21 protein-coding genes are annotated in these 22340 nt (G+C 69.3%); 9 read left to right on the top strand and 12 right to left on the bottom strand.

Features of this window, described 5'->3' with window-relative positions:
• The first annotated feature begins 34 nt into the window (after nt 1-34).
• Both J5V16_RS15475 and J5V16_RS15470 read left to right on the top strand, forming a co-directional pair.
• Nucleotides 35-1345 (top strand): AAA family ATPase, encoded by a 1311-nt coding sequence (locus tag J5V16_RS15475; RefSeq protein WP_208497323.1) that lies wholly within the window; start codon nt 35-37, stop codon nt 1343-1345.
• A gap of 4 nt (nt 1346-1349) precedes the next feature.
• On the top strand, nt 1350-1937 hold the full coding sequence (locus J5V16_RS15470) for an RloB family protein (protein WP_208497322.1): 588 nt from the start codon (nt 1350-1352) through the stop codon (nt 1935-1937).
• A 61-nt stretch (nt 1938-1998) separates the two neighbouring features.
• On the opposite strand, the gene J5V16_RS15465 is transcribed toward J5V16_RS15470, so the two are convergent.
• The 4 genes from J5V16_RS15465 to J5V16_RS15450 form a co-directional block, all read right to left on the bottom strand.
• Nucleotides 1999-2586, bottom strand: a complete 588-nt coding sequence (locus J5V16_RS15465) for a dihydrofolate reductase family protein (RefSeq protein WP_208497321.1) — start codon at nt 2584-2586, stop codon at nt 1999-2001.
• A 177-nt stretch (nt 2587-2763) separates the two neighbouring features.
• Nucleotides 2764-4479 (bottom strand): ABC transporter substrate-binding protein, encoded by a 1716-nt coding sequence (locus J5V16_RS15460; protein ID WP_208497320.1) that lies wholly within the window; start codon nt 4477-4479, stop codon nt 2764-2766.
• 506 nt (nt 4480-4985) lie between these two features.
• Complete coding sequence (locus tag J5V16_RS15455) at nt 4986-5822, bottom strand: ABC transporter permease (RefSeq protein ID WP_208497319.1); 837 nt, start codon at nt 5820-5822, stop codon at nt 4986-4988.
• Nucleotides 5819-6763: an ATP-binding cassette domain-containing protein gene (locus tag J5V16_RS15450; RefSeq protein WP_208497318.1), complete on the bottom strand. Its 945-nt coding sequence runs from the start codon at nt 6761-6763 to the stop codon at nt 5819-5821. Before J5V16_RS15450 ends, J5V16_RS15455 begins: the two co-directional genes overlap by 4 nt.
• An 86-nt stretch (nt 6764-6849) precedes the next feature.
• On the opposite strand from J5V16_RS15450, the gene J5V16_RS15445 reads away from it, so the two are divergent.
• Nucleotides 6850-7611 (top strand): TetR/AcrR family transcriptional regulator C-terminal domain-containing protein, encoded by a 762-nt coding sequence (locus J5V16_RS15445; protein ID WP_208497317.1) that lies wholly within the window; start codon nt 6850-6852, stop codon nt 7609-7611.
• A gap of 47 nt (nt 7612-7658) precedes the next feature.
• Here the strand turns inward: J5V16_RS15445 and J5V16_RS25530 are convergent, their stop codons facing one another.
• From J5V16_RS25530 to J5V16_RS15425, 4 genes are all read right to left on the bottom strand, one after another.
• A complete protein-coding gene (locus J5V16_RS25530) occupies nt 7659-8810 on the bottom strand; it encodes a DUF4253 domain-containing protein (RefSeq protein WP_208497316.1) in 1152 nt (383 codons plus the stop codon).
• Between the two features lie 237 nt (nt 8811-9047).
• Nucleotides 9048-9809, bottom strand: coding sequence for an SGNH/GDSL hydrolase family protein (locus J5V16_RS15435; RefSeq protein WP_208497315.1), 762 nt, complete (start codon nt 9807-9809; stop codon nt 9048-9050).
• 283 nt (nt 9810-10092) lie between these two features.
• Nucleotides 10093-12018 (bottom strand): beta-galactosidase, encoded by a 1926-nt coding sequence (locus tag J5V16_RS15430; RefSeq protein WP_208497314.1) that lies wholly within the window; start codon nt 12016-12018, stop codon nt 10093-10095.
• Nucleotides 12019-12218: 200 nt separating this feature from the next.
• Nucleotides 12219-13049 carry a diacylglycerol kinase family protein gene (locus J5V16_RS15425; protein ID WP_208497313.1) on the bottom strand — a complete coding sequence of 277 codons (831 nt, stop codon included), beginning with the start codon at nt 13047-13049 and terminating at the stop codon, nt 12219-12221.
• Nucleotides 13050-13176: 127 nt separating this feature from the next.
• On the opposite strand from J5V16_RS15425, the gene J5V16_RS15420 reads away from it, so the two are divergent.
• A complete protein-coding gene (locus J5V16_RS15420; protein ID WP_208497312.1) occupies nt 13177-14463 on the top strand; it encodes an adenylosuccinate synthase in 1287 nt (428 codons plus the stop codon).
• A 95-nt stretch (nt 14464-14558) separates the two neighbouring features.
• Here J5V16_RS15420 and J5V16_RS15415 read toward each other — a convergent pair whose 3' ends face one another.
• Together J5V16_RS15415 and J5V16_RS15410 are read right to left on the bottom strand one after the other, a co-directional pair.
• Nucleotides 14559-15122: an EF-hand domain-containing protein gene (locus tag J5V16_RS15415; protein ID WP_208497311.1), complete on the bottom strand. Its 564-nt coding sequence runs from the start codon at nt 15120-15122 to the stop codon at nt 14559-14561.
• 200 nt (nt 15123-15322) lie between these two features.
• Entirely contained in the window at nt 15323-15724 is a 402-nt protein-coding gene (locus J5V16_RS15410; RefSeq protein WP_208497310.1) for a hypothetical protein, read from the bottom strand.
• A 700-nt stretch (nt 15725-16424) separates the two neighbouring features.
• Between J5V16_RS15410 and J5V16_RS15405 the strand changes: the two genes are divergently transcribed.
• A complete protein-coding gene (locus tag J5V16_RS15405) occupies nt 16425-17018 on the top strand; it encodes a hypothetical protein (protein ID WP_208497309.1) in 594 nt (197 codons plus the stop codon).
• Nucleotides 17019-17078: 60 nt separating this feature from the next.
• Nucleotides 17079-17669, top strand: a complete 591-nt coding sequence (locus J5V16_RS15400; protein ID WP_208497308.1) for a hypothetical protein — start codon at nt 17079-17081, stop codon at nt 17667-17669.
• 10 nt (nt 17670-17679) lie between these two features.
• Here the strand turns inward: J5V16_RS15400 and J5V16_RS15395 are convergent, their stop codons facing one another.
• On the bottom strand, nt 17680-18156 hold the full coding sequence (locus tag J5V16_RS15395; RefSeq protein WP_208497307.1) for a GNAT family N-acetyltransferase: 477 nt from the start codon (nt 18154-18156) through the stop codon (nt 17680-17682).
• Between the two features lie 41 nt (nt 18157-18197).
• The gene (locus J5V16_RS15390; RefSeq protein WP_208497306.1) at nt 18198-18902 is read right to left on the bottom strand and encodes a sulfotransferase domain-containing protein; all 705 of its coding nucleotides are present in this window, start codon (nt 18900-18902) and stop codon (nt 18198-18200) included.
• A gap of 146 nt (nt 18903-19048) precedes the next feature.
• Between J5V16_RS15390 and J5V16_RS15385 the strand changes: the two genes are divergently transcribed.
• The 3 genes from J5V16_RS15385 (at nt 19049) to J5V16_RS15375 (ending at nt 22337) form a co-directional block, all read left to right on the top strand.
• Nucleotides 19049-20425 (top strand): ABC transporter substrate-binding protein, encoded by a 1377-nt coding sequence (locus tag J5V16_RS15385; protein ID WP_208497305.1) that lies wholly within the window; start codon nt 19049-19051, stop codon nt 20423-20425.
• Entirely contained in the window at nt 20422-21369 is a 948-nt protein-coding gene (locus tag J5V16_RS15380; protein WP_208497304.1) for a carbohydrate ABC transporter permease, read from the top strand. Before J5V16_RS15385 ends, J5V16_RS15380 begins: the two co-directional genes overlap by 4 nt.
• 146 nt (nt 21370-21515) lie before the next feature.
• On the top strand, nt 21516-22337 hold the full coding sequence (locus J5V16_RS15375; protein WP_208497303.1) for a carbohydrate ABC transporter permease: 822 nt from the start codon (nt 21516-21518) through the stop codon (nt 22335-22337).
• Nucleotides 22338-22340 lie beyond the last annotated feature (3 nt).

The following is a 22340-nucleotide window of genomic DNA, read 5'->3' as shown; positions in this document are numbered from 1 at the left end:
TGCGTGATAGCCTCTGAAAGAGGAGGTGTTCGGGATGCTGATCAGCTTCAAGGTGTCCAACTACAAGTCGCTCCGCGACCCGCAGGAACTCTCGATGCTCCCAAGCCGCCGCGACAGCGAGTTCGAGGCGCTTCCGGTCGCCGCGATCTACGGCGCGAATGCCTCCGGGAAGTCGAATCTCATCGAAGCGCTGTGTTTCAAAGACAACCTCGCGGGCGCCTGGACCGAACCGCTACACCGACCCTTCCGCCTGGATCGCAGGTCAAGGAAGCATTCGACTAGCTACGAGATCGAGTGCGAGCTTGACGGGGTGCGTTACGAATACCGACTCTCAGTATCCAGCGTAGGCATCGTGAATGAGCGCCTGAGCTCCTACCCAGCACATCGGAAGCGGATCCTGCTCGACCGCACAGGCGACAGGATCACGATCGGTGCGACCATGACCAACCGCTCGGCTCTTCAGGAACTCTCATCGGAAACGCCGTCCAACACGCCGACGTTGAGCATGGCCGAGATGTTCAGAGCCACTGAGTGGCAACCCTTCTGGCAGTGGCTTCAGCGTGGGCTCCGCTCAATCAACCTAGACCACAGCTATTTGAGTTCCTTTACTACCGAACTGCCTGATGCGATAGAGCGACATCCGGTATTGATTGAACTCGCCAAGGTCGCCGACCTCGGTATCGCTGACATACGGGTAGTGGACCTTGCTGCCTTGAAAGATGAAACTCTCCTTGAAGCCCTCACGGAGTTCCTCGAGACTAGGCGAGATCAGCGGCACCAGGCACTGACTAAATCGTTGTTGAGCGAGGTCGCCTCAGAAGAAGAGGACTTGGACCAGAACCGGATCCGGCAGCAGATTCTCAGCTTCCGCCATCTCGAGTTCTATCACCAGTCCCACGGTCAGCCGCTTGCCGCCGGCGATCAGTCTCGCGGGACCATCTCGTTCCTGCTGTACATGGCGCGCATCCTTGATGCGCTTCAAGATGGCGCCTCACTGGTGATCGATGAGTTCGATACGAGCCTCCACCCGCGGATCATCCCTCGGATCATCGAGCTGTTCCAGGACAAGCGCACCAACCCCAAGAACGCACAGCTGATCTTCTCGACCCATGATGCGACACTGCTCGGGACCAGCTTCGGGGAGCCGATCCTCAAGCGCGATGAAGTCTGGTTCGTGGAGAAACAGGAGGACGGCGCCAGTGAGCTGTACCCGCTGACTTCCTTCAAGCCCCGCAAGGAGCACAACCTCGAGCGCCACTATCTCGGCGGCAGCTATGGCGGCGTTCCCGATATTCATCCGGAGTCGCTGGTCGAGATCGTGGCGGCGGCGAACAAGACGGAGTAGGCCTTTGCCCCGGAACAGGACCCGCCCCGACCACTGGCGGCAGCGTGAGCGCCGAGACAAGATCCTGGTCGTCATCGACGCCGAGGAGACCGAGCGGCAATACCTCGAGCAGTTCAAAGGCAAGTCATCGCCGACCATCCCACATGTCAAGATCGTCACCAAGAACAAGGACCCGCTCACGGTCGTGAATCATGCGATCCGGCTGTTCGACAGCGGCGACTTCGATGAGGCATGGTGCGTCTTCGACGAGGACGACTACAAGGACGGCGGCACCTTTCAAAAGGCGATCGCGACTGCCGGGAAACGCCTCCGGCTGGCAGTGTCATGCCCTTGCTTCGAATTGTGGCTCTTGCTGCATTTCGAGGAGTGCGGCTCCGAGCTCAACCAGAAGGAGGCGCGCCGACGCCTCCGGAAGCACCTCCCCGACTACGACAAGAGCGCACTGCGCTGCGAGGACTTCCAGCCGCATCAAGCGGATGCGATCCGTCGGGCCAGGACATTGGACGCTGGGCACAAGACGAACCACCAGAACCCGTCGACTGGCGTTTGGCGCCTCGTTGAGAGGCTGAGCGGAACAGGGTCCCAGTACTGAATCGGAGACGAGACCCGTCTCGCTCAGCCGCCAGCCTCCTCGCACGCAGCGCAACGCCCGCCTATCGGCGGACCGGATACCGGAGATGGAGGGCGCGCTTCCCCTGCACGACGACCGGGTCTTCCAAGAGCAGGTGCTTGCCGCCGAGCTCGCCGAAATAGGGGATGCCCTCGCCGAACAGCACCGGGACGAGACTGACGCACACCTCGTCGACCAGGCCGAGCGCGAGCGCCTGCTGGGTCACGTTCGCACTGGCGATCGTCACGTCCTTGCCGTCGGCGATCTCGATCGCCCGGGCGACCGCGGACTCGACACTGTCGACGAACGTCGTGGTCGGCCAACGCTCGGCCGCGTCCTCCGGGGGGACATGCGTGACCACGACGACCGATGCGCCGGCCGGGTGCTTGTCGCCCCAGCCGTCTGCGATGTCGAAGAGTCGCCGCCCGGCGATGAGCGCGCCCGTGTTCTCGGTCAAGTCTCGCAGCATCTGGGCGCTGGCCTCGTCGACGGCGAAGGTGACGGTCTCGTTGGGGTTGGGCACATCGACCGCTCCGGCCGAGTACCAGTCGAAGAGCTCGCCGATCTGGTCGTCGGGCTGCGCGATGTACCCGTCCAGTGACATCGTCATGTGGCTGAAGATCTTGCTCATGATCGCTCCGATCCGCGAAGGGCGCCGGTTGGTCCCGCCGCTGCCGGTTATGACGATGCGGACTGCCGAGACTCATCGATCCGTCCTGAAATCACCGGGATCTGGCGGCTTCGGTCGCGGGCCGGGCGAACGCCCCGCCCGCGACCCGCGGTTTCGCCCGCGTCGTCGCCGCTCGCGCTATTCGACCCTCCGGATCTCGGTGAGCATGCGGACGGCGCCGAGGCCCCACATCTCGTTCCAGAAGGAGGGGTAGATGCCGGGCTCGCCCTCGTTGCCGGTGGGCCAGCCGGTCCAGACGGCGTTGGAGGCCTGGGACCAGGCGCCGTTGTACCAGACCGGGATGGCGGGGAGGTCGCGCATGGCGATGCGCTGGAGCTCGGAGATGACCTCCGCGTAGCGCGAATCCTCGGTGGCCAGGGTGGCGAGTTCCTGCGTGAGCTCCCAGGCGTCCTCGTTCTCCCAGCGGGAGAAGTTCGACAGCCGCTGCGTGTCCCGCACCGGGAGCTCGAACAGGTGCCGGAAGTGGCTCCACGGCGAGTTGGTGAGGCCGCTGCGGTTGTTGATCTGCAGGTCGAAGTCGCCGCTCTCGCGGGCGGCGTCGACCTCGGCGGCGTCGAGGAAGACCGCGGTGGTGTTGATGCCGACGTCGCTGAGGTCACGGGCCATGGCGAGGGCGGCGGCCTCCCAGTCGGTCCAGCCGGCCGGGACGACGAGCTGCAGCTCGAACGCCTCGCCGTCGCGGTCCTCGACGAAGCCGTCGCCGTTCTCGTCCTGGTAACCGGCGGCGGTCAGGATCTCGACGGCGCTGGAGGGCTCGAACACGAACCCGTGCTCGCTCACCGCCCCGGCGTCGTAGTAGCGCTCCCAGATCGGGAGGAGTCCGGTCGGGTGGGCTTCGCTCACCATGGCGGCGTAGACGGAGTCGACGATCTCGCCCGGGCTGATCGCGTAGGCCATGGCCCGGCGGAACTCGGGGTCGTCGAGCGGCTTGCGCGTCGTGTTGGGGACGAGCATGGCCGTGTTGACCGGCGCCATGAACGGCGGCTTGTCGTAGAAGGTGGTGATCTCGGGTTCGCCGGTGAGGAAGTCGGCGATGCCGGGCATGAAGTTGTTGGCGAGGTCGAGGCGGCCTTCGATGAGCCTGTTGAGGATCTCGTCGTTCCCGAGGGTCACGAGGTCCACGATGTACTTCGGCCGCACCTCGAGGCCGAGCGCCTCGGTGGCCCACCAGGACTCGCGCTTGACCCACGCGACCTGGGTCTCGTCGAAGCCGTGCACGGAGTACGGGCCGGTGACGACGGGGTTGGCGTCGAGGGGGCCGCTCAATAGCTCGTCGGCGGTGTACGCCTCGAAGACGTGCTTCGGCACGATCACGTGCGTGTACAGGAAGTTGTCCCATTCCTGCTGGCGCGCTTCGGAGAAGCGGAACCTGACGGTGCGCTCGTCGACGACCTCGGCCGCGTCCAGCCAGTCCCACACGTTCGCGTAAGGCACGCCCTCGATCTTCCCGAGCTCGAACGTGAACACCACGTCCTCGGCCGTGAACGGCTTGCCGTCGCTCCACTCCACGCCCTGGCGCAGGCGCACCTCGAACTCGCGCGCGCCGGTCCATTCCCCGGATTCGGCGAGCCAGGGGGTGAGCCGCTGCTCGACGGTGTCGAACACGAACAGGTACTCGTAGCCCAGGCCGTTGAGGCCGGTGACCCCGCCGGCGGAGATCGGGTTGAAGTCGCCGGGCGGACCCCAGGCGGTGCCGGTCGAGTACAGGGTCTTGGCGCGGGGGAACTCGTCGCCCGCGTCGCCGTCCACCGGGTTCTCGTCGTCGGTGCAGGCGGCGGCGGTGGCCAGGGCTGCCGTGGCGAAGAGCGCGGGCAGATGTCGCCTCTTGGTCATGTTCAGACTGCTTTCGATTCGAGGGATGACGCGCCTCGTCGAATGCTGGAGCAGGGATCGAAGGCCGGGAGGGACGGCATTCGCGTCCAGTCAGCGACGCCAAGGAGGCGCGGTCATTCTGGGCGGTCCTGGACAGTCGGGTTCCGACCACAGACCGTGAGGAGCCTTCCCAGCGAGAACGCTCCGGATGCCGGTGCGCGAGGACGCGAGTGCGTACGGGGTCGCCGCGCTGCAGTGCGCGGCCTCGCATGGGTTCAAGCTATCGCAGCCCAACGGGGTGCGCAGAACACCGATTTCCGGCATGAGCACCCAAGGCGCCCTTGCAAAAGCCAGATAACGTGCACAGCGGTGGAATCGCTCCCCCTCATCCGTGGACTTCGATATGAAATTGAGACAGTGGACGGTTATCGAGGCGGTCGCGGTTCGCCGCGAATGCGGGAGAACGCCCCGGTATGCGAGCGGGGCCCGCGCCGAGGCGCGGACCCCTTTCCTGTTTCCTGCAGGCTCTAGCGGCCGAGGTTCTTGAACTTGCGCACGGCCAGCGGCAAGAAGATCGCCGTGATGATCACGGGCCAGATGACGGCGGCGGCGATCGCGTGCTGCTCGGGCCAGGAGGTGCCGGCCGAGCTCGGGTTGCCGAAGAGCTCGCGGATCGCGGTCGCGGTGGCGGACACGGGGTTCCATGCGGCGATCGCGCCGAGCCAGCCGGGCATGAGCTCGGGCGGGGTGAAGACCGAGGAGACCATGCCGAACGGGAACGCGACGGCGAAGAGGTTCCCGGCCTGCTCGACGCTCTTGACGAGCAGCCCCATCCAGACGCCGACCCAGATGAGCGCGAAGCGGAGCCACAGCAGGAGGGCGAACGCGCCCAGCGTCTCGCCGAAGGTGCCGCCGGAGCGCCAGCCGATCGCGAGGGCGATGAGGACCAGGACGACCAGGTCGACCGCGGCGTGCATGGTGTCGGCGATGTTGCGGCCCACCACGACCGCGGAGGAGGCCATGGGCATGGAGCGGACCCGGTCGATGAACCCCTTCTGCTTGGCCTCGGCGACGGCCCAGGCGGTGTTGGTGAAGCCGAAGGCCATGGTCATGGCGAACATGCCGGGCATGGCGTAGGCGACGTAGTCGACGCCGGCACCCTCGCCGGTGACGTCCATGGCGGAGCCGAAGACGTACACGAACAGCAGCACCATGACGATCGGGAACCCGAGGCCCCAGGCGAAATTGGCGGGCTGGCGCACGAGGTGGGTGAACTCCTGGCCGACGATGGCCCGGTAGTCGTGGAGCGTCCACTTGACGCGTCCGGCGAGGGTCTCGTCGGGGAGCGGGGCGATCGTGGTCACTGGTCCTCCTTGGCGATGAGTTCGAGGAAGGCCTCGTCGAGGGTGGGGCGGCGCAGGCCGATGTCGGCGACGGTGAGGCGCTTGTCCCGCACCGCGGTCGCGGCGGCGGTGAGGGCCGCGACGGGTTCCTTGACGGGCGCGGAGACGCTGGAGGCGCCTTCGTCGACGGCGGTCTCGCCGTCGGCGACCACCGCGATGATCTCCCGCAGGACGGGGAGGTCGGACTGGTCGGCGGCGATGATCTCGAGCCGGTCGGCGCCCATGCGGCGCTTGAGTCCGGCGGGGGTGTCGTCGACGAGGTTGCGGCCGTGGTCGATCACGGCGATGCGGTCGCAGAGGCGGTCGGCCTCGTCGAGGTAGTGGGTGGTGAGCACGACGGTGGTGCCGTCGGCGGCGAGGCCTTCGACGGCGTCCCAGACCTCGCGGCGCCCGGCCGGGTCGAGGCCCGTGGTCGGTTCGTCGAGGAAGAGCACCTGCGGGGCGAGGATCATGCTGGCGGCGAGGTCGAGGCGGCGCTTCATGCCGCCGGAGAACCCTTTCGCCTGGCGGTTCGCGGCCTCGCTGAGGCCGAACTGGGCGAGGAGCTCGTCGGCGCGCTCTCCGGCGCGGGTCTTGTTGAGGCGGAAGAGCTTGCCGAACAGGACGAGGTTCTGGCGGGCGGTGAGGAGTTCGTCGACGGCGGTCTGCTGGCCGGTGAGGCCGATGCGGCGGCGCACTTGGCGGGCGTCGCGGGCCACGTCGAACCCGGCGACCGCGGCGCGGCCGGTGTCGAAGCGCAGCAGCGTGGTGAGGATGCGGACGGTGGTGGTCTTGCCCGCGCCGTTGGGGCCGAGGAGCCCCAGGACGGTGCCGGCCTCGGCGGTGAGGTCGAAGCCGTCGAGCGCGGCGGTGTCCTTGAATCGTTTGCCGAGGTTGCTGGCCTCGACGGTGGTGGTTCCCATGGACGGTCGCCCTTCAATCGGGTACGTTGTACTCAGTAATAGCATACGCTGTACCCGATTAGCAAGCGCGATACGATGAGGCCCCTATGGCGACACCACAGACGGGGGCGGGCGACCCCAAACGAAGCCTCGAGCTGCTCTGGCGCGAGTTCGGGCCGCGGCTCAGCAAACCCGGGCCGAAACCGAAGCTCACCGTCGACCGGATCGTGGAGGCCGCCATCGCGGTGGCCGACCGCGAGGGCAGCTGCTTCGGGATGCGCAGCGTCTCGGCCGAGCTCGGGGTCGGCGCGATGACGATCTACCGGTACGTCCCGGGCAAGCGGGAGCTCATCGACCTCATGGTCGACCGGCTCTCCAAGATCGGCCCCGGGGCGCCCGACCTGGGCTCACTCGACTGGCGCGAGGGCCTCGAACTGGTCGCCGAGAGCACGTGGGAGGTGTACGTCGAGCACCCGTGGCTGCTGGAGATCAACCAGAAGCGGCCCGTGCTCGGCCCGGACTCGCTCGACGGCTACGACTTCGTGCTCGCCGCGTTCGACGCGCACGACCTGCCCGACCGCGAGGTCAACCTCGTCACCACGGCCGTGATGAACATCGTCACCGGCACGGCCCGCCAGTACCTCATCCGCGACAGCGCCGACGAGCAGCCCGAGACCGCCGAAGAGGAGTGGTGGTCGGCGCAGGGCCCCTACCTCGAACGCGCGGTCGCGTCCGGCCGGTACCGGCGCATCGCGCGCTTCACCGACCCGGAGGCCTGGGACATCACCGGCCACGACGCGATGCGCTACGCCGTCGACCGCTTCCTCGACGGCCTCGCCCCGCGGATGGAGTCCAGCCGCAGGGCCTGAGGCCGTCCGCGCTCAGTCCACCGGCGGTGCCTCCGGTTCCGATGGGACTACGTCCATCGGAAATACCAGGCCTTGGACCTGATCATGTGCTCGGCGAGGTCTTCGAGGGTGGGGACGCCGGAGTCGAGGAGGTCCGGGCAGTAGGCGTAGACCTCGCTCGCGACCGCAAGGGCCTCTTCGGCACCCGGCGGGTGCGGGACGTACAGCTCGATCACGTCGTAGGTCATGGCGACCAGCTCGGCCTCGAAGCGGCGGTGCCAGCCGTGCAGGACCGCGGCGTGCTCGGCGCCGTAGAGCTCCCAGTTCGTGGAGCCCTTCCACGGGAACATGGCCGGGATCTTCCAGCCCGCGTCGGTCCGGACGAGCCCGAGGAGGCCGTGCTGCTCGTGCGGCGTGGCGAAGTCGGTGTCGCCGCGGCGCGGCAGGATCGGGACCCCGCGCGCGGGCTCGCCGGCCTCGGCGGCCTTGTCGTGCAGGAGCTCGGCGGCGTCGATCTCGTCGGCGCGGGTGAGCTCGTCGTCGCCCTCGTGGATGATCGCCTCGCCGTTGTCGCGCCACTCCTCGGCCGCGCCGAGCAGGACGGGCATCCAGCCGGTCTGCTCGGCGGCCTGGCGGATGTCGAGCCACCAGCGCAGGGCCTCGGAGGACCGGACGGCGAAAGCCCACATGGCGGTGTCGCCGCGTCGCACGAGCTGGTGCATCTTCGGGACGGCGAGCCCGGCGGCGCGCAGCTCCGCGCGGGGCGACCCCGCGATGTCGAGCGACTCGTCGTCCTCGATGCGGGGCATCATCTCGTCGCGGCCGGTGGTCGGCGGGCGCGGCGGGACGGGCTTGTCCAGTGTGAGCAGTTCGCGGCGGGGCCGCTCGGGCACGAAGATCGCCGCCTCTGGTTCGGGCTCGAGGTCCGCGGGGGCCTCGTCGGCTTCGGACGCGGACTCCCCGGGCTCGAGATCCGGGACGGCCGTGAGGATCGGGCCCGCGGGCTCGGACTCCGACTCGTGTTCGGGCTCGAGCGCGGGCACGAGCCGCAGGCCGGTCACTGGCGCCTGGCTTGCGATGCTGTCCTCCTCGGCGGCGTCCGGCGAGGGGGCCGGGCTGCTCCCGGGGGCGGCATCGTCAAGGGCGCCGGAAGAGGCGGCCGGCTCGGGCGCGGCCTCGGGCACGGAGGCAGGTTCGGGTTGGGCGGCGGGATCTGGCACTGAATCAGGTGTGTCCCGGCGCCCCAACAGACGCTGGAGGAGTCCCACAGTTCTCCATGATGCCCTGTCGCGCCCGCGAGCGCCACGCCCACCCCCGAAGCGGCGGAGAAGAAAAGCGAGAAGCGCTTGGGGACGCTACTTGCCGCGGCCCTTCTTGAAGAGGAGGCCGAAGAAGAAGGCGCAGGTCAGGATGATGACCAGGACGGCCAGGAGTTTGAAGAGCAGGGCCATCTGAGATCACTTCACCTTGGTCAGTTCGGGGCGTTTGGGATCGACGGTGTCGCCGCTGGACTTGCCGGTGAGGCGGCGCTTGACCCAGGGGGCGAGGTGCTTGCCTGCCCACTGGACGCCGTTCATCTCGCGGCGGGGGCGGGGCAGGTGCGGGAGGGGCTCGCTCCAGGCCGGGTCGGGCTCGACACCGAGGGCCTCGCACACGTCGTAGGCGACGCGCTGGTGCCCGAAGGTGTTGAGGTGGAGGCGGTCCTCGGACCACAGGCGCGGGTCCTCGAAGGCCTTGTCGTTCCAGAGGTCGACGAGGATCGCGTTGTGGCGCTTGGCGACGCGCTTGTAGGCGTCGTTGGTGGCGACGAAGCGCTTGCGCAGGACCGCGATGCCGGGGATGTGCGGGGTGATGTCGGCGCAGGTGAAGAGGATGACCTCGGCTCCGGAGGCCTTGAGGAGGCGGACCACTTCGTGGGCGCGGGTGGAGAGCTGCACGGCGTTGAAACCGGGGCGGAGGGCGTCGTTGCCGCCGGCGGCGAACGAGACGAGATCGGGGCTCTGCTTGATCGCGGGGACGACCTGCTCGTCGACGATGCGGTCGAAGAGGCGCCCGCGTACGGCGAGGTTGGCGTAGGCGAAGGACGGCCACTGCTCGGCGGCGCGGTGGGCGAACAGGTCGGCCCAGCCGCGGTAGCGGTCGCCGCCGGGATCGGGGTCACCGACGCCTTCGGTGAAACTGTCGCCGATGGCTACGAAACTCGAGTACTCCGCCGCCACTGCACCCCACCTCCGTCTGAGCCGTCCCCAACTGACACGCCCTCAGCCGCGGTGACGGCGCGGGCGCTGACCAGCATGCCTCACCCAGATAACGATCGGATTTCGATCAGGTGGCGAGCACGGCCACAGCCGTCCAGGCGGTGCATCGGACGCCCGCGCACGCTGCGCGAACGCCCTTCTGCCGCAAGCGAGAGCGGCGGGAGGCCGCCGGCCCCGAGACTGGCCGACCGCTTCCCGCCGCCGCGTTCCGCCCGGTCCAGCCGGGCGCGCTCACTGGTCGCGTCTACGCGTGCTCGCGGTGGACGACGACCTCGCCCGCGGGCACGTCGATGAGGACGCCGGCGGCCTTGACCGTCGCGTCGGCGTCCGTGTGGTTGATGCAGAACAGCCAGCTGCGGCCGTCGTCGTGCGCGCGCCGCACGACCTCGACGCCGACGGGGGCCTCGGCCACCGCCGCGACGCCCGCGTCCACCGCGGCCGCGGCGACGATGCGGTCGAGGGTGTCGGGGTCGGGGAAGGTCGTCAGGTAGTGCGCGGTGCCCGCGCCGAAGCGGTTGACCAGCCAGGCCGGGGTCCCGTCGGCGTACGTGTCGCGAACCTCGGCACCCGCCGGCTCGGCCGCCTCGCTCCAGATCGTGCCGTGCCCGCCCGAGGCGAGCTCGACCCTCCCGCCGATCAGCGGGTAGAACTCCTCGCTGCGCACGCCCACGACGTCGCGGAACGCGCCCGGGTAGCCGCCCAGGTAGACCGTGTCGGTCTCGTCGGCGATGCCCGAGTACGGGGTCACGAGCACCGTTCCGCCGCCGTTCACGAACTGGCGCAGGTTCTCAGCGCCCTTGCGCGAGAGCAGGTATACCGCGGGGACGACCACGAACTTGTACTTGGAGAGGTCGCCTTCGGGCTCGGCCACGTCGGCGGTGATGCCGGCGCGCCACAGCGCCGCGTAGTAGGCGTCGAAGATGCCCTGCGCGGTGAACTCGTTCGTCGGGCGGGCCTCGTGCTCCTGCGCCCACGCGTTCGGGAAGTCCCACAGGATCGCGGTCTCGGCCTGCACCCGGGAGCCCTCGACCTCGGCCAGACTCTTCAGGGTCGCGCCGAGTTCGCACACCTCGCGCCAGATCTTGGAGTCGGTGCCCGCGTGCGGGACCATGCCCGAGTGCCACTTCTCGGCGCCCTGCTTCGAGGCGCGCCACTGGAAGAACATGATGGCGTCCGCGCCGCGCGCGAAGTGCGCGAGCGAGTTGCGCAGCATCTCGCGCGGGGCCTTCGCGCGGTTGCGGCCCTGCCAGTTGACGGCGGAGGTGGAGTGCTCCATGAGGATCCACGGCTTGCCGGCGCCGAGCGAACGCGCGTAGTCGGCCGCGAAGCCGAGGTTGACGTGCGCCTGTGGGTCCTCACCCGCCAGGTAGTGGTCGGTGGAGACGATGTCGACGGCGCCGCTGAACTCCCACAGGTCGATCTCCGGGTGCGAGCCGGTCATGAAGTTCGTGGTCATCGGCTTGTCGGAGTACTTGCGGATGACCGCGGCCTCGGCCCGGTAGTTCTGCACCAGCTGCCAGGACGAGAACCGCTTCCAGTCGACCACGTGGCCCGGGTTCGGGATCGTCGGGGTCGGCAGCGGCGCGTACACCTGGTCCCAGGACGAGTAGGCCTGCGACCAGAACGCGGTGCCCCACGCGGCGTTGAGGCCGTCGAGGTCGCCGTAGCGGTCGCGCAGCCAGGTGCGGAACTTCGCCGTGGCGGCCTTCGTATAGGAGCGGGTGTTGTGGCAGCCGTACTCGTTGTGGAGGTGCCACAGGCCGACCGCGGGGTGGTCGGCGTACCGCTCGGCGATCTTCTCGGCGATCTGGAGGGCCTTGGCGATGTACACGTCCGAGGACGGGTCGAAGCCCTGGCGGGAGCCGTGCGTGAGCTGGCGGCCGTCGGCGTCGACCATGACCGCTTCGGGGTAGGTCGCGGCGAACCACGGCGGCGGGGACGCGGTCGGGGTGGCCAGGCAGGCCTCGATGCCGTTGGCGGCGAGGAGGTCCAGGACCTCGTCGAACCAGGCGAACTCGTAGCGGCCTTCTTCGGGCTCGAAGAGGGCCCACGAGAAGATGCCGACGCTGACGCGGTTCACGCCCGCCTCGCGCATGAGGCGCATGTCCTCGGCCCAGGTCTCGCGGGGCCACTGCTCGGGGTTGTAGTCACCGCCATAGACGATCGCCATGCGGGGTGCTCCTTCGCTGGGGGAGGGTTTGGGTGCGCCTTCCAGGCTACGGGAACCCGCAGACGGCATCAACCCTATTGACCAGCTTTTTCGCCCCATCTTAAAAAGTTTTCCAGGCGGGTGGCGAAGCTCTCGAAACGTTTCAATCGCGACGGCCTGACCAGGCGAAACCGAGCCTGATGCCGTGCGTTCCAGGGCGCCTACGCGCCCGCGTACCAACCGGCCGCGCCCGGTTCGATCCACCAGGTGCGCTTGCGGCCGAGCTCGCTCACGAGCCCGTCCTGGATGAAGGTGACCGTGTCCTCCGGGTGCACGGCGACGGCCCGCCCGCGCGCGCGCCGCACCTCGATGCGGAGGCGCTTGCGCAAGCGGCCCACCGTGACCGGCACCGCGACCGCCACGTCGATCCTCCCGTCGGCCGGGTCGGGCTCGGCCAGGACCATGTCGTCGGCCGCCGCGTACCCGTCGGCGTTCGCGACCACGCACGCCAGGATCTGCTCGCTGCCGTCGGCGAGCACCACGTCGTCGATGTTCACGACCCCGCGCCAGGGCCGGTCCCCGCCGCCGAGCCGCACGCCGTCGACGGCGACGCCGCCGCCGTCGTGACGAAGCAGATCAGTGCGTTTCACCACTCCCTCGGCGACCGCCGCGGCGACCTCGGCCGGCTTCTCGGGCAGGCCCAGCCGCGCCACGATCCCGGGCACTGTCCCCAATGGCAGGATCGCGACCGCGGGCAGGTCGGGGATGGTGCGCCCGTCCGGCAGGCCCTCGGGCCGCTTGCTCGGGGCCGGGATCGCCCGGCGCACGATTCGCGCCATCACGGCGTTGACCTGCTCGTCCGTGTCCGCGGCGAGCACGATTCGCTCGTCCGGGTCGCTCAGCGCCTCGTCGACCTCCTCGGGTGTGGAGGCCTCGGCGGTGCGCACGACCGCGCCCCGCGCCTTGAGTTCGTCCACCAGGTGCAGCGCCTGAGTGCGCGGCCCGGGGTTCGCGCAGTTGGCTTCCACGAGTGTCAGTACGACGACGTTCACAGGAGCCCACACTACGGTGTGATGAGGGTCCAACTCATAGCGCTCGGGCCTGGTGAGACACGAGGTCACCGCATGCCAGTAGGCTTACCAAGTAATCGGGTGATCAACTTCCCGGGAGGATGGGCAGATGCCAGCGATCGCGGTCGTCGGAACGCAGTGGGGCGACGAGGGCAAGGGCAAGGTCACCGACCTGCTCGGCGCCGAGATGGACTACGTCGTGCGCTACCAGGGCGGCAACAACGCCGGGCACACGGTCGTCGTCCCTGACGGCACCAAGTACGCCATCCACCTGGTGCCCGTGGGCATCCTGACACCGGGCGTGATCCCGGTGATCGGCAACGGCGTCGTCGTCGACCCGAAGTTCCTCATCTCCGAGCTCGACGAGCTCACCGCGGGCGGCGTGGACGTCTCGAACCTCAAGCTCTCCGCCGACGCGCACCTCATCATGCCCCACCACCGGGCCCTCGACCGCGTGGTCGAGCGCTACCTCGGCGGCGCCCGCATCGGCACGACCGGCCGCGGCATCGGCCCGGCGTACGCCGACAAGGTCGCGCGCCAGGGCATCCGGGTCCAGGACCTCCTGGACCCCAAGATCCTCTCCATCAAGCTGGAGCAGATCCTCCGCGAGAAGAACCAGATCCTCGTGAAGGTCTACAACCGCAAGGCGATCGACCCGCAGGCCGTGGTCGAGGAGTACCTGCAGTACGCGGAGCGCCTGAAGCCGTACATCGCCGACACCCGCCTGATCCTGAACAAGGCGCTCGACGAGGGCAAGAACGTGCTCCTCGAGGGCGCGCAGGCGACCATGCTCGACGTGGACCACGGCACCTACCCGTTCGTGACCTCGTCGAACCCGACCACGGGCGGCGCGGCCGTGGGCACCGGCATCGCCCCGCAGAAGATCACGACCGCGATCGGCATCATCAAGGCGTACACGACCCGCGTGGGCTCGGGCCCGTTCCCGTCGGAGCTGTTCGACGAGTTCGGCGAGTTCCTGCTCAAGAAGGGCGGCGAGTACGGCGTCACCACCGGCCGGCGCCGCCGCTGCGGCTGGTTCGACGCGGTCCTGGGCCGGTACGCGGTGCGCGTCAACGGGGTCACGGACCTGTTCGTGACGAAGCTCGACGTGCTCTCGGAGCTCGAGCGGGTCCCGATCTGCGTGGCGTACGAGGTCGACGGCGAGCGCGTCGACGAGATGCCGATGACGCAGACCGATGTGCACCACGCGAAGCCGATCTACGAGTACCACGAGGGCTGGTTCGAGGACATCTCCCACTGCCGCAAGTTCGACGAGCTGCCCGCGGCGGCCCAGTCGTACATCGAGCGGCTCGAGGAGCTGTGCGGCGCCCGCGTGAGCGTCGTCGGCGTCGGGCCGGGCCGCGAGGAGAACATCATCCGCCACCCGATGATCTAGGGTCGCGGGGAGAGAGCATCTCCGCCACCCGATGATCCAGGGACGCAAGCGAAAAGGGCGTCGGCCTCCGGCCGGCGCCCTTCGCTGTCCCCGGGCTAGCGGTCGTAGACGGGCCGGCCCATCCACCAGTTGCCGGGGGCGTCGGGGTCGCTGCTCGACCAGTACTCGACGACCGCCCTGGTGAACTCCTCGTCCGAGAGGAAGCCGTCCCCGTCGACGTCCAGGTGGGCGAAGGCCTTCTCGATGTCGTCGCGGTCGATGTCGGGGAAGTGGCCGCGATGGAAGGCGGCGAACTCGGTCAGGGCGACCGTGCCGCTCTCGTCGGTGTCGGCGATCGACAGGAACGCCCGCGCGAGCGCGCCCACGGTGGACTGGGCGGCGGCCGGGTCTTCGGCGAGGGACCTGGTGGCGGCGACGAACGTCGCCTTGTCGATGTGCGCCTGGCCTTCCGGCAGGTGCGGGAGGTGGAGGTCGCGCCAGATCGCGACGTACGCGTCGACGATCTTCGCCTCTTCGGGGGAGCCGGCGGCGTATCCGAGGTTGGCGGCGGTGCGCCGGCCGAGGACGACGTGGTCGTGCTCGTCGAGCCGCCCGTCGCCGTTCGCGTCGAGGTAGTCGAAGCCGTGCGCGATCTTGGCGGTGAGGATGTCGTCGGTCATGCTCTGCTCCCATGTCGATGATGCGGGCTCGCAACAGGATCGCAGGGTGAAGCGGGCAAATCCGGCATTCACGCGTCGCGCCGCGCGCCGGTCCCGGTATTTGGTCACGGCTTCGGGGACGCTCGCGGCATTGTCTTGGGGCGCAACGCCGCCGCGCCACCAGGCCCGGGGGTCTGGTGGCGCGGCGGCGTTCGGTGGGGCTAGGCGTTGAGGGCGTCCTCGATCTTGCGGACCATGTCGGCCATGACGGGGCTGGGCTCGCCCTTGTGGGCGCGGTTGGCGGCGTCGATCACGACCTTGATGGTGGTCCGGAAGTTCTCGGCCTCGGCGGGGTCGTGGGCTTCGAGGACCCGCACGGACTCGGTGATCGCGGGGAAGACCTGGTCGGCGAGCTCAGCGGTGGACTTGCCCTTGAGCTTGAGGCCCTTGGCGTCGGCGACGATGTGCCCGACGGTCCCCGTCGCGGCGACCAGCGCCAGCGAGGCGTCGGTCCCGATCTTGTGCGCGGACCCGGCGATCCCGGCGGCGGACAGCAAAGAGACGGTGCCATAGGCGGCGGTGCGGATGGCGATCTGGTCCTGGGCGGAGAGGCTGGCGGTCATTTCGGTGCTCCTTCAAGCGTTTCGGTGAGGTGTTCCTCGTTGATGAAGCAACTATGTCGGCGCCGCCTTGCACGCCCCTGACACCGCCCTGACACCGCTCCTGACGCGAACCGACAGCCGTCAATCCCCTGGTCGCGGAGTCGTGGCCGCAGCCGGCAGCACTCCTTTCCGGCAGGCGCACAGCACCAGCGGGATCCGGCCTCGCGTTCCGGTCGCGGCGATCATCGCCGCCACTCCCGGCGGACTTGGCGCTCGGATGTCCCCATCCGCGCGGCGGTCGTCCGATCGGTTCGGCCTGCGGCCAAGTGCTCCAGTATCGCGATCTGGCGCTCGGTGAAGGGGGTGGAACCGTTGGGGTCGGTCACAGCCATTCGGGGACTCCTCGTGCGGTGCTGCCGGACAGCGGCATTCCAGACAAGTCGAACGTATCCGGATCACGCTGCGTAGCCATAGATTACCAACCGAAACGTTGGAAATGAGTCCCCGAGCGCCGTCTCCCGCCCTTGGCAGGTTCAGGCCAGGAGCTTGGTGATTCAAAAGGGCGGTTCCACCTGAGCGACAAGTAGTTGACGAAGCCGGGACCCCTCCCGGCGGCTTCCTGTTAGAACTGGGTTTCCGAAGCGCTTGCCCCTGAGCCTTCACGACCCAGTCCATTCAGGAGCATCCTGTGAATCGTCCCCCTGACCCTGTGCTTCCCCGCATGCCCGGTTCCGCGATCCTCGCGGTCGTCTTCCTCGGGCTGCAGGCGATCATCGCCGTGGGCGCAGGTTTCGTCCTGCTCTCGCTCTCGCTGATCCCCCTGCCGTTCGCGCTGGTACTGCTCGGCGTCGGCTTCCTCCACACCGCCATCGCGATCGGCATCACGAAGCAGCAGCCCTGGGCGCGCCTCACCGGCATCATCCTGAGCTCCGCCTCGATCGCGCTCAGCCTCCTCGACCTCCTCCTCGCTGCGGCGGAAGGCGCCCCGAGCACCGGTGGCGCGGGGCTCGGCCTCTCGATCCTGCTGCTCTACTTCCTCACCCGACGGAACACGCGGGCCTGGTGCAACGACCTCGGCCCGGCGGAGACGCCGCTCGGGCTCGCCCCGCCGGAGCCGTTCCTGCCCGATGATCAGGTCGAACTGGCCGAAAGCATCGACGGCATCGGGCTGCAAGTCGGCGCCGTCGGCACCGTTGTCGAACTGCCCGCCGTACCGGGAACGGTCCTCGTGGAGTTCGACGACCACCCCGACCGCGAGCCGATCCAGGTCACCCTGCACGTCAACGAGGTCCGGCCGGTCGCCGAAGCCGAGTGAGCAGCGACTCGTCGGCACCGGCGGCCTATCGTGGTGCGCAAGGCGATCCGAGGAGTGGACATGTTCGAAGACCGGCTCACCGCATTCGCAGACCGGCACTTGGGAGGCCGGCCGGTCCCCGCGGACCTGCGCGTGATGCTGCTGGCGCAGTGGGAGGCCCGCACCGACTTCCGCGACCTGCTCGACCTCCAGTTCCTCGAACCCGACCAGCTGAACCCGCTCCTCGACACCGGCTACCTCCGCCCCGAAGAACTCGCCGACCCCGACATGCAGGCGGTCAATGCGGGCGCGGCGGCGACGGCCGAGTACGCCAAGCTCATCGCCGAAGGCGGCAAAGGCTGGATCGGCTACTGGTTCCACCCCGACCAGCCCGCGGACGAGCCGGTGCCGCTGCTCGAACTCGACACCGAGTTCACGTTCTGGAGTCTGGCGGGCCGGACCCTCGCCGAAGCGTGCGCCGTCGAAGCGGTGCAGTACGAAGACGACAAGAGGGCGGCGTTCACCCGACTGGCGGCCCGGCTCGCGGCACTCGGCCTGCCCCTCGACGCGGACGACTACGACGCCGTCCCGGAACCGGAGTTCACAGTGGACCCCGGGACGCTCATGGAGGAACTCATGGACGCCGAGCGCGAAAAGCGCGGCCTCATCTGAGTCCGTCCGGTCAGCGGCGATCGCCGAGCGGCTTGACCATGAACCGCTCGACACCGGACTCCGAGGCGACCTCGAAGCCGTTGCGCACGTACAGGCGCAGCGCCGCCGCATTGTGCTCATACACCGCGAGCCGGAGCTCCGACGCGCCCGATGTCTTCGCCCAGTCCGCGACCGCCCCGATCAGAGCGTCGCCGACGCCGAGGCCTCTCGCGGCGGGGCTCACCCACATCGCGATCAGCCCCCTGACCGCCGGATCCTCTGCGGGCACGCCGCTCGCCATCCCCGCCGGCGCGCCGTCGACCTCGGCCACCAGGTTGTGCGACCCCGGCATCGTCAGACGCGACCGCCAGCGCTCCTCCCGGTCGCCGTCGCCCTGCCATTCGGCCAGGCGGGAGCCGAACGCGTCGGGCGCGTCGGCGAGCGCCGCGAGCCGCAGGTCCCTCCACAAGCGCCAGTCATCGGCGCTGAGCGCGCGCATCTCGATCACGGTCGCAGTGTGGCAGCCCGCGGCTTCGGGCCGCCAGCGCATTACCGGTAGCCGTTGAGCCGCATGGCGGTCGCGTTGTCGGGCTGGTCCCAGAACAGGTCGTGCAGGTCGGGCGGGAGTTCGGTCTGGTGGGTGCCGGTGGTGCCGGCGCGGAAGAAGCCGGGTTCGCGGGCGTTGAGCTCGTCGAAGGCGGGGATCGGGGCGTCAGGGGCGGGCCGCAGGCCGGGGGCGGCTTTGCCGACGGCGGCCTCGACGGTGGCGCGGGGGTCGGCGATGAGGTCTTCGAAACGGATCCAGACCGGTTCGGGACTGGTGGAGGCTCGCCATGAGAGGACGTTCTGACCCCAGCCGCCCGTGCCGCCGGTGCGGCGCGTGATGATCGCGCGGGCCTCGGCGGCGAACCGGTCCTCGTAGTCGGGCTCGCCCGAGAGGTGGGCGGTGTTCAGGCGCGCCCAGGAGACCACCGAGTCGCGGCCGTCCCGCACGAGGCAGATGGCGCGGTCGTCCTCGGCGATCACGTCGTCGCCGCGCTGGCGGTGGGTCTTGACGAAGTGGACTTCGTCGGAGGCGCGCATCTCGTCGAAGCTGGCGGGTCGTTCGCGGGCGTCCATGAGGTCGGTGCCGATCCGGGCGGCGACGCCGTCGACGTCGTAGACGACGTAGGTCGGCACCTGGTAGAGGCGGTGGAGGGCGATGCGGAAGAAGGTGTTGCCAGAGCGGGGATATGAAGCGAGCCAGACGATCACCGCGCCAGCGTACGGGCCGCCCCTGACGCCGGGGGTTTTCGGGCGAACCGCGGTTCGCCCACACGGAGGGGTACCGCGCGGCCACTCATCGCCGCTATAGTGCGGATTGGACGCTGTTCGCGCCGATTCGCCCCTTAGGAGCGGCTATGAGGACAATGACGACCTGCGTGGCGGCCGCAATGCTGCTGCTCGCCGTATCCGCCTGCAGCCCAGAGGAGTCCGAGGACGGCGACGGTTCGATCGTCTTCTGGACGCCGTACACCACCCCGGAGCGGATCGCGGCGCAGCAGCCCGTGATCGACGCGTTCACCGAGGCCACGGGTATCGAGGTGGAGATGGTGCCGCTCGAGCCGGACCAGGCGGGGCAGACGCTCGTCACTTCGGCCGCGTCGGGCGACGTGCCCGACGTGATCGCGCACAACCCGTCCAGCACGGCCGCGTGGGCCGCGCAGGGCCTGCTCGACGACCAAGCGCCGCAAGAGGTCGTGGACGAGCTGGGCGCGGACACGTTCAGCCGGGCGGCGCTCGACATGGTCACGATCGGCGGGAGCCTGCACGCCGTGCCCTCGGACGGGTGGGGCCACACGATCGCCTACCGCACCGACCTGTTCGAGGCCGCCGGGCTCGAGCCGCCCGCGTCCGTCGCGGACATCGCGGCGGCGGCCGAGGCGCTCGATGCGGACGGCTTGGCGGGCATCGCGATCGGCACGACCCCTGGCGACGTGTACACGCAGGAGGGCATCGAGTCGATGCTGCTCCCGTTCGGCTGCCGGCTGGCGACGGACGGGCAGGTCACCATCGATTCGCCCGAGTGCGTCGAGGGCCTGGCCCACTACCAGCGGCTCGCGGCCGCGGCCGGACCGGCGCAAGTGGACGTCGAGGCGGCGCGGGCGGCGTACCTCTCCGGATCGGCCGCGATGGTGCTGTTCTCCTCGCACATCGTCGACGAGGTCGCGGGCCTCGACGTGGACAACCCCGTGACCTGCGCCGAGTGCGCGGACAATCCGCGGTTCCTCGCCGAGAACACGGCGTACCTGACGACCTTCACCGGGACCGGCGCCGAGGCGCCCGTCGAGTACGGGCAGACGACGAACTACGGCATCCCGGCGGGCGCGAACACGGCCGACGCCAAGGAGTTCGTGAAGTTCATGCTCAGCGACGGGTATGTGGAGAACCTGGCCTCGGCGACCGAGGGCCGCATCCCGGTGCGGCCGGGCCCCGAGGCCGGGTCGACCGAGTACTTGGACGCGTGGTCGGCGCTGCCGTTCGGCAACGACCGGACGCAGGAGCTCTCGATCGAGCAGGTCTACGGACCGGCGCTCGTGGAGCGGCTCGCGGCCGGGGCCGAGGAGTTCACGCGGTGGGGCTGGGGGACGCCGGACGCCGAGCTCGCCGGGATCGTCTTCTCGCAGACGATCCTCGCCACCGAGGCCGAAGCCCTCTTCGACGGCGCCCCGCCCGCCGAGGTCGCGGCCGCCATGGCCGCGAGCGTCGAAGCGGCGCAACAGGACCTGGGCGGATGAGCGACACCGGTCTGCGGCGCCGCAAGCCGCTGACGCTCTCGCGGCGCGAGGACCTGCACGGGCGGCTGCTCGTGGGGCCCACCGTGATCGTGGTGCTGCTGTTCGCGGTGCTGCCGTTCCTGGCGGTGGCGCTGTTCGCCTTCCTCGACGTGCGGCTGGTCGACATCCCGCGCCTGTACATCGACAACCTCGTCTTCACCGGCGACAACATCGCGGCCGTCTGGAACTCGCCCCGGTTCTGGTCGGCCGCGACGACCACCGTCGCCTACGCGGCGGCGTCCTCGGCCGGGGCGGTGCTCGTCGGGCTCGGGGTCGCGCTGGCGCTGCGACGGCCGTTCCGGGGGCGCGGGCTGATCCGGGCGCTCGTGCTCGTGCCGTACGTGCTGCCGGTGGTCGCGGCCGCCACGATCTGGAAGACCCTGCTCAATCCCGGGTACGGCCTGGTGAACGCGGTCGGCGTGGAGTGGCTCGGGTGGGCCGAGCCGATCGCGTTCCTGACGACGACGAGCCGCGACCTCGGGCCGTTCGAAGTGCCGGTGGCGCTCATGTGCGTGATCGCGTTCGAGGTGTGGAAGACCTTCCCGCTCGCGTTCCTGTTCATCACCGCGCGGTTGCAGGTGGTGCCGGAGGACATCGAGGAGGCCGCGCAGATCGACGGGGCCGGGAAGACGCGGATCTTCCGGCACCTGCTGCTGCCCGAGCTCGCGGGGGTGATGGCGCTGCTCGCGGTGCTGCGGTTCCTGTGGTCGTTCCAGAACTTCAACGACATCTACCTGCTCACCGGCGGCGCGGGCGGCACCGAGGTGCTGGCGGTGCGGGTCTACTCGGAGCTGGTGGTGCGCGCGAACATCGGCACCGCCTCGGCGACCGGGCTGCTCATGACCGGAATGCTCGTGGTCGTGGTCGCGGTCTACGCGTGGATGATCAAGCGGGAGCGGGCATGAGCGAGACTCGCACGGAAGATTCGACTCACTCGATCGTGTCGGACGGCGGCGAAAATGTCGTACCCGTCGGCGACTCTGGAAACCGGGGACCCAAACCCAGAGGTGCGCGGAGCTTCCGGCGTGCCCGCCTCACCGCCGAGGACCGCGTGCTCGGCGTCCTCCGGTGGGCCGTCATCACCGTCGCAGTGGTCGCCACCGCGGGGCCGCTGCTCTACGGGGTCCTGCTCTCCCTGCGGCCCTTCCAGTCCGTGGTCTCCGAACCGCTCGACCTGGTCCCCGCGCTCGACGAGATCACCGTCGACTCCTACCCGACCGCCCTCGCCGAATACGGCCTCGGCGGCAACATGTGGAACTCGCTCCAGGTCGCGCTCGCCACCGCCGCACTCGCCATCCTCTTCAGCGTCCTCGGCGCGTACGCGGCCGTGCGGCTGCGCTTCCTCGGCCGCGACACGGTCAACGTCGTCTTCCTCGGCGTCTACCTCCTGCCCGGCATCGTGCTCGCCGTGCCGCTGTTCGTGCTGCTGAGCCGGGTCGGACTCACCGGCTCGCTCGTCGGCCTCGTCTTCGTGTACGTCGCGCAGACCGTGCCCGTGGCCCTGTACATGCTCCGCACCTACCTCGTCGCCGTCCCGTCCTCAGTGGAGGAGGCGGCGATGATCGACGGGTGCGGCCGCCTCGCCCTCATCCGCCGCGTCGTGCTCCCCCTCGCCCTCCCCGGCGTGGCCGCCACCGCCCTGTACGTGTTCATGATCGCCTGGAACGAGTACTTGTTCGCGCTGCTCTTCCTCGTCGCCGACCGCGACCGCTGGACGGTCTCGCTCGGCATCGCGCAGCTCACCGAGTTCTCGGTGCCCACCACAGTGCTCATGGCCGGGTCGATCGCGATCACCGTCCCCGTGGTCGCCGGGTTCTTCCTGGCGCAGCGGCTGCTCGTCACCGGACTCACCTCCGGCGCGGAGAAAGGCTGAGAC

Source organism: Glycomyces niveus (assembly GCF_017592475.1).
In the GTDB taxonomy this organism is placed as follows: domain Bacteria; phylum Actinomycetota; class Actinomycetes; order Mycobacteriales; family Micromonosporaceae; genus Glycomyces; species Glycomyces niveus.
The sequence above is the reverse complement of the archived record's forward strand: the minus strand, read 5'-3'. Positions and strand labels throughout refer to the sequence as shown.

Bases quoted from the DNA above. Each gene is read 5' to 3' on its own strand.
- J5V16_RS15475 (WP_208497323.1), top strand. From the start codon at position 35: ATGCTGATCAGCTTCAAGGTGTCCAACTACAAGTCGCTCCGCGACCCG.
- J5V16_RS15445 (WP_208497317.1), top strand. From the start codon at position 6,850: ATGGCGACACCACAGACGGGGGCGGGCGACCCCAAACGAAGCCTCGAG.
- J5V16_RS15450 (WP_208497318.1), bottom strand. From the start codon at position 6,763: ATGGGAACCACCACCGTCGAGGCCAGCAACCTCGGCAAACGATTCAAG.
- J5V16_RS15410 (WP_208497310.1), bottom strand. From the start codon at position 15,724: ATGACCGCCAGCCTCTCCGCCCAGGACCAGATCGCCATCCGCACCGCC.
- J5V16_RS15380 (WP_208497304.1), top strand. From the start codon at position 20,422: ATGAGCGACACCGGTCTGCGGCGCCGCAAGCCGCTGACGCTCTCGCGG.
- J5V16_RS15400 (WP_208497308.1), top strand. From the start codon at position 17,079: ATGTTCGAAGACCGGCTCACCGCATTCGCAGACCGGCACTTGGGAGGC.
- J5V16_RS15465 (WP_208497321.1), bottom strand. From the start codon at position 2,586: ATGAGCAAGATCTTCAGCCACATGACGATGTCACTGGACGGGTACATC.
- J5V16_RS15460 (WP_208497320.1), bottom strand. From the start codon at position 4,479: ATGACCAAGAGGCGACATCTGCCCGCGCTCTTCGCCACGGCAGCCCTG.
- J5V16_RS15405 (WP_208497309.1), top strand. From the start codon at position 16,425: ATGCCCGGTTCCGCGATCCTCGCGGTCGTCTTCCTCGGGCTGCAGGCG.
- J5V16_RS15420 (WP_208497312.1), top strand. From the start codon at position 13,177: ATGCCAGCGATCGCGGTCGTCGGAACGCAGTGGGGCGACGAGGGCAAG.
- J5V16_RS15385 (WP_208497305.1), top strand. From the start codon at position 19,049: ATGAGGACAATGACGACCTGCGTGGCGGCCGCAATGCTGCTGCTCGCC.
- J5V16_RS15415 (WP_208497311.1), bottom strand. From the start codon at position 15,122: ATGACCGACGACATCCTCACCGCCAAGATCGCGCACGGCTTCGACTAC.
- J5V16_RS15430 (WP_208497314.1), bottom strand. From the start codon at position 12,018: ATGGCGATCGTCTATGGCGGTGACTACAACCCCGAGCAGTGGCCCCGC.